The sequence below is a fragment of the Flavobacterium sp. genome, assembly GCF_044373165.1.
Lineage (GTDB): Bacteria > Bacteroidota > Bacteroidia > Flavobacteriales > Flavobacteriaceae > Flavobacterium.
On record NZ_JBILQL010000089.1, the window covers coordinates 1 to 9,333 of the forward strand.

The 9,333-nt window shown below is 34.8% G+C and carries 11 protein-coding genes and 1 pseudogene; 2 read left to right on the forward strand and 10 right to left on the reverse strand.

The genetic code is table 11. The features are described 5' to 3' along the window. Nucleotides 1–20: 20 nt before the first annotated feature. The 3 genes from ACIQ32_RS10250 to ACIQ32_RS10260 all read right to left on the reverse strand — a co-directional run bounded on the left by ACIQ32_RS10250 (nt 21) and on the right by ACIQ32_RS10260 (nt 2,340). Nucleotides 21–815, reverse strand: coding sequence for an outer membrane protein assembly factor BamD (locus ACIQ32_RS10250; RefSeq protein WP_396195600.1), 795 nt, complete (start codon nt 813–815; stop codon nt 21–23). A gap of 120 nt (nt 816–935) precedes the next feature. After that, a complete protein-coding gene (gene dapA / locus ACIQ32_RS10255; protein WP_396195601.1) occupies nt 936–1,820 on the reverse strand; it encodes a 4-hydroxy-tetrahydrodipicolinate synthase in 885 nt (294 codons plus the stop codon). 1 nt (nt 1,821) lies between these two features. After that, nucleotides 1,822–2,340, reverse strand: coding sequence for a DUF6913 domain-containing protein (locus ACIQ32_RS10260; RefSeq protein ID WP_396195602.1), 519 nt, complete (start codon nt 2,338–2,340; stop codon nt 1,822–1,824). 48 nt (nt 2,341–2,388) lie between these two features. On the opposite strand from ACIQ32_RS10260, the gene ACIQ32_RS10265 reads away from it, so the two are divergent. Further along, on the forward strand, nt 2,389–3,195 hold the full coding sequence (locus tag ACIQ32_RS10265; protein WP_396195603.1) for a 5'-nucleotidase C-terminal domain-containing protein: 807 nt from the start codon (nt 2,389–2,391) through the stop codon (nt 3,193–3,195). A 1-nt stretch (nt 3,196) separates the two neighbouring features. Beyond that, on the forward strand, nt 3,197–4,111 hold the full coding sequence (locus tag ACIQ32_RS10270) for a bifunctional metallophosphatase/5'-nucleotidase (RefSeq protein ID WP_396195604.1): 915 nt from the start codon (nt 3,197–3,199) through the stop codon (nt 4,109–4,111). On the opposite strand, the gene ACIQ32_RS10275 is transcribed toward ACIQ32_RS10270, so the two are convergent. The 7 genes and pseudogenes from ACIQ32_RS10275 to ACIQ32_RS10305 all read right to left on the reverse strand — a co-directional run. Then, the gene (locus ACIQ32_RS10275; RefSeq protein WP_396195605.1) at nt 4,097–4,780 is read right to left on the reverse strand and encodes a hypothetical protein; all 684 of its coding nucleotides are present in this window, start codon (nt 4,778–4,780) and stop codon (nt 4,097–4,099) included. The two genes, ACIQ32_RS10270 and ACIQ32_RS10275, sit on opposite strands and share 15 nt — an antisense overlap. A gap of 16 nt (nt 4,781–4,796) precedes the next feature. Next, entirely contained in the window at nt 4,797–5,528 is a 732-nt protein-coding gene (locus ACIQ32_RS10280; RefSeq protein WP_396195606.1) for a lysoplasmalogenase family protein, read from the reverse strand. A 106-nt stretch (nt 5,529–5,634) separates the two neighbouring features. Then, entirely contained in the window at nt 5,635–7,635 is a 2,001-nt protein-coding gene (ligA, locus tag ACIQ32_RS10285) for an NAD-dependent DNA ligase LigA (RefSeq protein ID WP_396195607.1), read from the reverse strand. 74 nt (nt 7,636–7,709) lie between these two features. Beyond that, the gene (locus ACIQ32_RS10290) at nt 7,710–8,183 is read right to left on the reverse strand and encodes a DUF6495 family protein (protein WP_396195608.1); all 474 of its coding nucleotides are present in this window, start codon (nt 8,181–8,183) and stop codon (nt 7,710–7,712) included. A gap of 266 nt (nt 8,184–8,449) precedes the next feature. Beyond that, nucleotides 8,450–8,890, reverse strand: a complete 441-nt coding sequence (rplI, locus tag ACIQ32_RS10295) for a 50S ribosomal protein L9 (RefSeq protein WP_396195609.1) — start codon at nt 8,888–8,890, stop codon at nt 8,450–8,452. A gap of 68 nt (nt 8,891–8,958) precedes the next feature. After that, on the reverse strand, nt 8,959–9,255 hold the full coding sequence (gene rpsR, locus ACIQ32_RS10300; protein ID WP_020211613.1) for a 30S ribosomal protein S18: 297 nt from the start codon (nt 9,253–9,255) through the stop codon (nt 8,959–8,961). A gap of 5 nt (nt 9,256–9,260) precedes the next feature. Beyond that, nucleotides 9,261–9,333 (reverse strand): annotated as a pseudogene (locus ACIQ32_RS10305) (30S ribosomal protein S6); the annotation flags it as partial.

Sequence of the window (9,333 nt, forward strand, 5' to 3'; positions counted from 1 at the left end):
TTTTTTAAATCCATGACTTATTATTTAGAAAATTGTTTTAAATCGTTTTCAATTCGGGCCAACATTTCATCGGCTTTTGATTTGTATTCTGTATCCGGCTTAAACTTCATTAAACCTTGGTAAGCTGTTAAGGCAGCATTCAAACGTTCTTCCATTTTACTGGTAATACTATTGATGGCCAAGTTGTAAGCTGAATCTAATTTGTAAAAAAGGGCTTTCTCTTTGTATGGTGTACCCGGAAAATTTACGATAAAATTATCAAATGCCACCATAGCTGCCTTATAATCAGATATGGTATTGTATTGCTTAGCATTTTCGTAGGCTTTTTTCTCTAACTTCTCTCTTAGTGTTTTGGCAATCACATTCGCTTCGGCTAAGTAGGTTGAGTTGGGATAAACATCGATAAAGTTTTGCAATTTATCTATGGCTTTGTAGGTGTCTACTTGATCCAAACTGTAAACCGGTGATAGTTTTGAAAAACATTTGGCGCCTAAAAATAAAGCTTCTTCAACTTTTTCACTCTTGGGATAACTGGAAGAAAAACTCTCAAATTGGTATCCTGCCAAATAAAACTGATTGGTTTTATAAAGCGATTGAGAATACATATAGAACAATCTTTCTGCCTGAGGCTTTCCTTTATAACTCGGAGCAATTTGTTCGAACAAACGAATGGCTTTGTTATACTTATTGGCATCATACATCTTGGTTGCCATAGTAAATTTCACGGCGATATCCTCGGATTTTAATGCCTTTTGGTACTCGCTACAAGAAGCAAAAAAAACAACAACGATTATAAGGGCTAAAAAATTCTTCATTATTATGTTTAAGATTACTGATGTTTAAGTCATTTCCGACTTTAAATCAGTCCCAGAAATAGGGGACAAATTTAGTTATTAATTGTTTACGGCAAAATATTTTTTTTGCACGCTAAAAAACTACATACTCGAGATTTTGTTTGTAAAATCTTTGAGTTTGTTGGCTAAATTTTCCTCAACATTTACCAATGGTAATCGAACTGTATTTTCAGCTAAGCCCAATGTTTTAAATACTTCTTTGATTCCAGCCGGATTTCCTTGTTCAAAAATCATATCAATTGAATCCATTAACAAATAATGAAGTTTGTAAGCTTCATCAACTTTTTTATTCAATCCTAAATGAACCATTTCCGAAAATTGCTTAGGAAAACCTTCGGCAATTACCGAAATAACTCCAGCACCACCGGCTAAAACCATTGGCAGAGTAACCATATCGTCACCCGAAATAACTAAAAAATCTTTGGGTGCATGCTGTATTAATTTCATTGCTTGAACAATATCACCAGCAGCCTCTTTAATCGCAACAATATTTTTGAAATCATTAGCCAAACGAATTGTAGTAGTTGGTAACATATTGCTGGCTGTTCTTCCCGGAACATTGTATAAAATTACCGGAACCGGTGAAGCTTCGGCCACAGCTTTAAAATGCTGATAAATACCTTCTTGTGTTGGTTTGTTGTAATAGGGCGAAACAGAAAGTATGGCTTCAAAGTCGCTTAAATCTCTCGATTTTAGTTCTGCTACTACTTCTTGAGTGTTATTTCCGCCAACTCCCAGTACTAATGGCAATCTTCCTTTATTGGCTTCAACTATGGTCTTTATTACCAACTCTTTTTCTTCTTTAGACAATGTAGCACTTTCGGCTGTGGTTCCTAAAACCACTAAATAATCAATCCCATTGTCAATTTGAAAATTAACGATGGCTTTTAATGCTTCAACATCTACAGAAAAATCTTTTTTAAAAGGGGTAATTAGCGCAACTCCGGTACCTATTAATGATTGCATTTTAAATTTTGTTTAGAATTCTTAAATATTTGAACAGTTCGTCTGCAAAGACTTTGTAATTTTCAGCATTGGTATTAATCATAAAATGATTCAGTCTTTTATCAATGGATGCAAATCCTACTTTAAAAACAGCTTTTGACAGATGAGAAACCAACAATAATGACGCTTTCTCTGTATCATAATAATTGATTAATAAATCAAAGGGTTCAGCAATAAAATCATTTACTTCTTTTTTATCAACTGTTCCATGCCAACTTAAATCCTTATAACTGAAAGTCGGATAATCGAATTGCTCGTTTTTCTTGATTTTATCTTTAAAAACCAATACTTTAACATCCTTTTCGCCAATTCCTTTTTGGAGTAATTCTTTAACTAATGCTTCTCTTTCGTTAAAGTAGGTTTCATCAAAAATAATCCCAACAGTTTTTATTTCACCCTCTGAAGTTAAATGTTTTACATTTGACAACCTTTTTTTAACTATTTTTTTTGTTGAAAAATCCTTTAAGTAATTTAAAAACATACTACTTTTACTTGAATTGCAAAATTACTAAAATAAGAGCCAAAAGCGATGGTAAAACTAAAAAACTATAGTCTTGAAATAAAACTTTTTGTTTTATTATTAACATTTGCGTCCCTTGTATCTTGTGCCGAAAAGAAATTTCACATCACCCGTGTTGATGGCAAGGAAATTGGTATTACCGAGCAACAATCTGAAAATAATGGTTTTGGCAACAGCGAACAGACAAAGCAAATAGAAAACTTCATTAAACCTTATCGCGATAATATTGATAAAGATTTGAGTTTGGTTTTAGCCAATGCTCCAGAAACCATTGACAAATCAGGAGAATGGCAAACACCTATGGGGAATTTTTTATCCGATATTACTTTTGAAAAATCCAATCTTATTTTCAAGCAAAGAGAACAAAAAGCAATTGATATTTGTTTGTTAAACCACGGTGGAATCAGAACCATTATAACAAAAGGCGATGTAACGGCAAGAAATGCTTTTGAAATTATGCCGTTCGAAAACAGTGCTATAGTTGTTGGTTTAAAAAGCCAACAAATCATTGAAATGACAAATTATATTATTAAAGAAAAAAAACCGCATCCGTTAAAAGGTTTGACTTTCACTATAGGCAAAGACAACCAACCTAAAAATATTTTGATCAACGGTAAAGAATTGGAAATTGAAAGAATATATTTTGTGGTAACTTCAGATTATTTGGTCAATGGTGGTGACAATATGACCTTCTTTAAAGAACATGTTAAGAAATACGACCTTGATTATAAATTGCGCAATATCATAATCGACTACTTCAAAGACAACAAAGTAATCAAAGCCGAAAAAGACGTAAGAATTAGTAAAGAACTTTAAGATGAAAAGAAGAGATTTTATCCAAAAAACAGCCGCTACTTCTGCCCTATTGGGTTTGGGTGGCTTATCTTTAAGCAGTTTTAAATCTTTGAACACCAAACATCTTACTGTTTTACACACCAATGATGTACACAGTTATATAGATCCTTTTCCGGAAAACCATCCCAAAAACCCAAACATGGGTGGCGTTGCCCGAAGAGCAGCATTGATTGAATCTATCCGCAAGGAAAATCCAAATGTATTGTTGTTGGATGCCGGTGATATTTTTCAAGGTACTCCTTATTTTAACTATTATGGCGGTGAATTAGAATTCAAGTTGATGAGTATGATGAAATACGATTTAGCTACCATTGGTAACCACGATTTTGACAACGGAATCGATGGCTTGTACGCTCAATTGCCTCATGCTTCTTTTGAATTTGTTTCGGCCAATTACGATTTCAAAAACACTGTACTGAACGGTCATGTAAAACCTTACAAAATACTGAATAAAGACGGTATAAAAGTTGGTGTTTTCGGATTAGGTGTCGGCTTAGATGGTTTAGTTGACAAAAAGCATTACAAAGAAACGGTTTACCTTAATCCGGTTGAAGTTGCTCAAGACATGACACGAATTTTAAAACAAGAACAAAAATGTGATTTGGTCATTTGCTTGTCGCATTTGGGTTATAAATATAAAGATGATCCGGAAAAAATTTGCGATACAAAATTGGCTACCTTGACTAAAGATATCGACCTAATCATTGGCGGACATACTCATACTTTCCTGGATAAACCTACCGTTTTAAAAAATTTGAACGGACAAGAAGTCTTGGTAAATCAAGTAGGTTGTTATGGGATCAACTTAGGTCGAATTGACTTCTATTTTGACGATGATACGGCTATTGCCTCCAAAGGAAAATCAATTTTTGTTTGATTTTTCGGCAATAATTACATATTTGTAAAGTGAAAAGAATGCCAGCACATTGAAAGTCATTGCCAAAGGACGGAGAATTGAAGTGTATTCGTTGACCAAAAGGTATTTTTCAATAAAGACAATAAACTGTAGCATTACAAAAAGAAGCACAGCAATCAACAGCATTGAGTTTTGCTTGTTGTCATTCATCACATAACTGGACAAAGCCAAACCGGAGAGAATTGAAATCAGTATATTTTGTAATACCAAAAGGTAATAACTTCTTTCCGGAATTTCAGCGGTCTCCATAAACAAATAGAAAAAGATTAATAAAAACGGTACTGTTGCTATTAAAACCGGTATGTAGTCTTTAATTTTTTGCAATCTCAAAACCATATAAACAACTACAATCCTATGGATGGTAAAGACAAGCAATGCATAATGCAAATAAGTAGTTGTATTGGGAATAAACAGTATGTTTGTTATTAATGAAAGTAACAAGGCAGCAATAAAAATCAGGTTTCTTTGATTTGATTCAATACAATAAATCACAACTAACAAAAGTGTAATTAATGGTTTCAGACTGAAAATCAAATCTTTATTTTGTAAATACTCTGAAATAACCTCCAAAATAGCCACAGCAAAAAAACATACTGTTAAATATAGTTTTATGTTTTTCTTTACCATCATCATTAATCGGTTAAAATTAATCTATCACGCTCAACTTGTTTACAATTAAATAACGGTTTTTTTGCTTTTCGGTATTGAGCATATATTTTGTCAACAGGAATTGTCCCCAAACGAAAAAGACCATGGCAATTGATTGAAACAAATTAGCATCATCATAATAAAAGCGCAATACAAAAATGAATTGGTTGATGGCAAACAACATCGTACTGATAAACAGAATTCGATTTGTTTTAGTGGAAGACATCATATAGTTTGCTAAACTCAAACCTCCCAAAAAAATCGTAAATACTCCCTGAAGTAAGAAAAGATAAAGGCTGTCTCCCAGAGAACTGAAAGTAAAAATAGTAACCGAAGCGTAGATAAATACAAAAGGCATACTGCCTATAACCAAAGGCAATAAACTGGGCATCTTAATTTTTTTCAAAACAATACTAATTATCAGTATTCTGTAAACTAAAAAGAAACCAACACCCATTAGTATGTAATTCCAAGTATTTTCAATAAAAATAATATTGGCGATCCAACAAAAAAATAAAGCGGCTAAAAAAAATGGGTTGGCTTTTTTAGAACGCCTAATGTAATAGGCTAACAGTAATGGCAAAATTAAAGGCTTCGTCAACCAAATCAGATATATATCTTGATTGTATTCGGCGATAATCTCTATAAGGGAAACAATAAAAAAAGTGGTCAATAATAAACTGGCTATCTTATTGTTATTCCAACGCTTTAAATAATCATTATTGTCCATAATTTTATTTAAAATACTTATTCGAGAATTAAAATTAAACTAATATTTCACAAATCAATTGTTTACTGTTAAAATTTTTGACAAAATGCACCGTGCGTAAGAAATATTAGCCATTTAGTATGGTTAAAAAATCATTTTCAGAAATAATCGGAATCTTTAATTGGTTGGCTTTCTCTAATTTAGCCGGACCCATATTGTCACCGGCAACTACATAATCTGTTTTAGTCGAAATAGAACTGCCTACTTTGCCACCATTATCTTCAATTGCTTTTTTCAAATCGTCGCGTGAAAATTTTTCAAAAACACCGGAAACCACAAAGGTTTTCCCAACCAATTTATCCGTGGCATTCGGATTGTGCACTTCAACCAATTCCATTTGGACGCCAAATTGTTTTAATCGCTCAATGATGTTGACATTCTCCTGATTCTCGAAAAATTCAATCACGCTTTGGGCTATCTTCTCGCCTATTTCATCTACCAAAATCAAATCCATTAAAGAAGCATTTCTAATCGCGTCAATCGATTTGTAGTGTTTGGCCAGTTTTTTCGCCACCGTTTCGCCCACATAGCGAATTCCCATAGCATATAATACCCTTTCAAACGGCACTTCTTTTGATTTTTGAACACCATTGACCAAATTCTCAGCCGATTTTTGTGCCATTCGGTCTAAAGGCAAAATCTGTGCTACGGTCAACTCGTATAAATCAGCATAGTCTTTTACCAAACCATTGTTGTAAAGCAAAGCTACTGTTTCGCCACCCAAACCTTCTATATCCATGGCTTTTCGCGTAATATAGTGTTGGATTCTACCGATAATTTGTGGCGGACAACCGTAAAAATTCGGGCAATAATGATTGGCTTCACCTTCGTTGCGCACTAATTCGGTTTGGCATTCCGGACAATGGGTAATATAAATTGTAGGTTCAGCATTGTCATTTCTTTGAGCAAGATCCACGCCGATAATCTTAGGAATAATTTCGCCTCCTTTTTCCACATAAACAGTGTCGCCTATTCTGATGTCGAGCTTTTCAATTTGGTCGGCGTTGTGTAAAGACGCTCGTTTGACAATAGTTCCTGCCAATTGCACCGGTTCTAAATTGGCCACCGGCGTAATTGAACCGGTTCGGCCTACTTGATAGGAAATCGAATTCAATTGGGTTGACACTTGTTCAGCCTTGAATTTATAGGCTATTGCCCAACGAGGTGATTTAGCGGTATAGCCCAATTCATCCTGATGTTGGAAACTATTGACCTTAATTACAACGCCGTCGGTTTCGTAAGGCAAGTGATGTCGGTGTTCGTCCCAATAATTGATGTATTCGAAGACTTCATTTAAAGAATTAGCGAGTCTGGCTTCTTTCGGGACTTTGAAACCCCAATTCCTGGCTGCTTCTAAACCTTCAAATTGGGTTTTGATGTTGAGATTATTCCCTACAATAAAGTACAACAAACATTCTAAAGGTCTTTTAGCTACTTCACTGCTGTCTTGCAATTTCAAACTGCCTGAAGCAGTGTTTCTTGGATTGGAATAAGGTGTCTCTCCAATTTCAATTAATTCTTGGTTCATTTTTTCGAACCCTTCAAAGGGCAGTATGATTTCACCGCGAATGTCAAATCTTTCCGGGTAATTGCCTTTTAATTGCAATGGAATAGATTTAATGGTTTTGATATTGTTGGTTACATCATCGCCTTGAAATCCATCACCACGGGTTACCGCTCTTTTGAGTTTACCATTCTCATAAGTAATGGAAATTGACGCACCATCGTATTTTAACTCGCAAGTATATTGCAACAGTACATTGCCTAAAACTTTTTGAATACGGTTTTCCCAATCGGTTAAGTCTTCTTTGGAATAAGAGTTGTCTAACGAATACATGCGGTAATCGTGTACCACCGTTTGGAAATTTTTAGTGACGGTTCCGCCAACACGTTGTGTTGGAGAGTTTTCGTCAAAGTATTCCGGATGTTGGCTTTCCAGTTCTTGAAGTTGTTTCAGTTTTTGGTCAAACTCGAAATCAGAAATGATTGGTTTGTCCAACACATAATAATTGTGGTTGTGTTGGTTGAGTTCGTCGCGTAAATCCTGAATGATTTTGGGAATATCCATAAAAAGAAATTGGCTATACTAGTTGCAAATTGTGTGCACTAAAATAGCCAATATTTTTGAAAAAGGAATATACTTTACGCCTGAATTATTCCGTTAATTTGCAGGTATAATTGTCCGTCGCTTAAAATAGCGCCTTGGGTAATCAAATCGAAAATAGTCGTATTGCGTTCTTGCTCGTACTCTTTTTTACCCAAATGAATTTCAACTGTATCGGTAAATAAATTGTCGCTTAACCATTGCAAACCTTCTTTTTCCATAAAATTTACTTCCGGTTCTAAAGCTTTCAAAACGATAGACTGGATTAATTTTTCCTGACAGTGAAAAAGGAAAATATGATTTTTGGAGAAATGCTCTAAATATTGGGCATTGGTTAAAACGCCTTCCCAAATCAAGTCGGAGAACACGTCTAATTCTTGTTCGGCTACTTCAGGCTTATTCGTTTTGATAGCATCCCATTCGGCTTTATCAATAGATTGTGTCGCCAAGAAATTACTAAACTCTTGGTGCAAGGCTTCGAATTGTTCTTTGGTTAGTCTTTTGTATTTCACTCGTAACTATTTATTGTTTTTTAATGGTCTCGTGTAACCCGTGAACGGGTTCTATGTTTCTAAGACGCTAAGACGCTAAGGCACTGAGGCTCTTAGGTTCTGAGGTTTGTTCTAGCCCCGATTCCTTCGGCAGTCACTTCGTTCGTGTGTAATGAAAATCCTTCTGTGCCGGTGTTCGGCGCTAAAGATTGTAATGAATAGCGGGAAAAAGCTTCAAAAAAAAATCCCGACGCGAATCGGGACTTTTCATACTGTATGTCGAAATATTATTTCTCAGCTACAATTTCGTATGGCAATTCTACCACTACTTCTCTGTGTAATCTTACACTGGCAGCGTATTTACCGGTACGTTTAACCACACCCGAAGTGATAAATTTTCTGTCGATTGGTTGACCGGCAGCTTCTAAAGCAGCAGCAATGTCAATGTTGGTAATCGAACCGAATAATTTTTCTCCACCGGCTTTGGCTGTGATTTTAATGTCTAAAGCTTTTAAAGCCTCAGCTAATTTTTTAGCATCATCCACAATTTTAGCTTCTTTGAAAGCTCTTTGTTTTAAGTTTTCTGCTAAAACTTTTTTGGCAGAAGGTGTTGCTAATTGAGCAAACCCTTGCGGAATTAAATAATTACGACCGTAACCGTTTTTTACTGTTACTACGTCATCTTTAAAACCTAAATTTTGAACGTCTTGTTTTAAGATCAATTCCATGTTGTTGTCCTTTATTAGAGAAGTTAGTCTCGTTACTTTGCAACGAGACAACAACTATTGTTTAATTATTATTTTAATAAATCGGCCACGTACGGCATTAAAGCTAAGTGACGAGCTCTTTTCACAGCTACAGACACTTTTCTTTGGTATTTTAATGAAGTTCCTGTTAAACGACGTGGTAAAATTTTACCTTGCTCGTTAACGAATTTCAATAAGAAGTCAGGATCTTTATAGTCTACGTATTTGATTCCTGATTTTTTGAAACGACAATACTTTTTAGTTTTGTTGGTTTCGATGTTCAAAGGCGTTAAATATCTGATATCTCCGTCTTTTTTTCCTTTTGCAGATTGTTCGATTGTTGACATACTACTTACGCTTTTACTTTTAATTTTTCTCTTCTTCTTTCTGCCCAAGAGATTGCGTGTTTGTCTAAACTTACCGTT

Bases quoted from the DNA above. Each gene is read 5' to 3' on its own strand.
- ligA (WP_396195607.1), bottom strand. From the start codon at position 7,635: ATGGATATTCCCAAAATCATTCAGGATTTACGCGACGAACTCAACCAA.
- rpsR (WP_020211613.1), bottom strand. From the start codon at position 9,255: ATGTCAACAATCGAACAATCTGCAAAAGGAAAAAAAGACGGAGATATC.
- ACIQ32_RS10275 (WP_396195605.1), bottom strand. From the start codon at position 4,780: ATGATGGTAAAGAAAAACATAAAACTATATTTAACAGTATGTTTTTTT.
- rplI (WP_396195609.1), bottom strand. From the start codon at position 8,890: ATGGAATTGATCTTAAAACAAGACGTTCAAAATTTAGGTTTTAAAGAT.
- dapA (WP_396195601.1), bottom strand. From the start codon at position 1,820: ATGCAATCATTAATAGGTACCGGAGTTGCGCTAATTACCCCTTTTAAA.
- ACIQ32_RS10250 (WP_396195600.1), bottom strand. From the start codon at position 815: ATGAAGAATTTTTTAGCCCTTATAATCGTTGTTGTTTTTTTTGCTTCT.
- ACIQ32_RS10270 (WP_396195604.1), top strand. From the start codon at position 3,197: ATGAAAAGAAGAGATTTTATCCAAAAAACAGCCGCTACTTCTGCCCTA.
- ACIQ32_RS10265 (WP_396195603.1), top strand. From the start codon at position 2,389: ATGGTAAAACTAAAAAACTATAGTCTTGAAATAAAACTTTTTGTTTTA.
- ACIQ32_RS10260 (WP_396195602.1), bottom strand. From the start codon at position 2,340: ATGTTTTTAAATTACTTAAAGGATTTTTCAACAAAAAAAATAGTTAAA.
- ACIQ32_RS10280 (WP_396195606.1), bottom strand. From the start codon at position 5,528: ATGGACAATAATGATTATTTAAAGCGTTGGAATAACAATAAGATAGCC.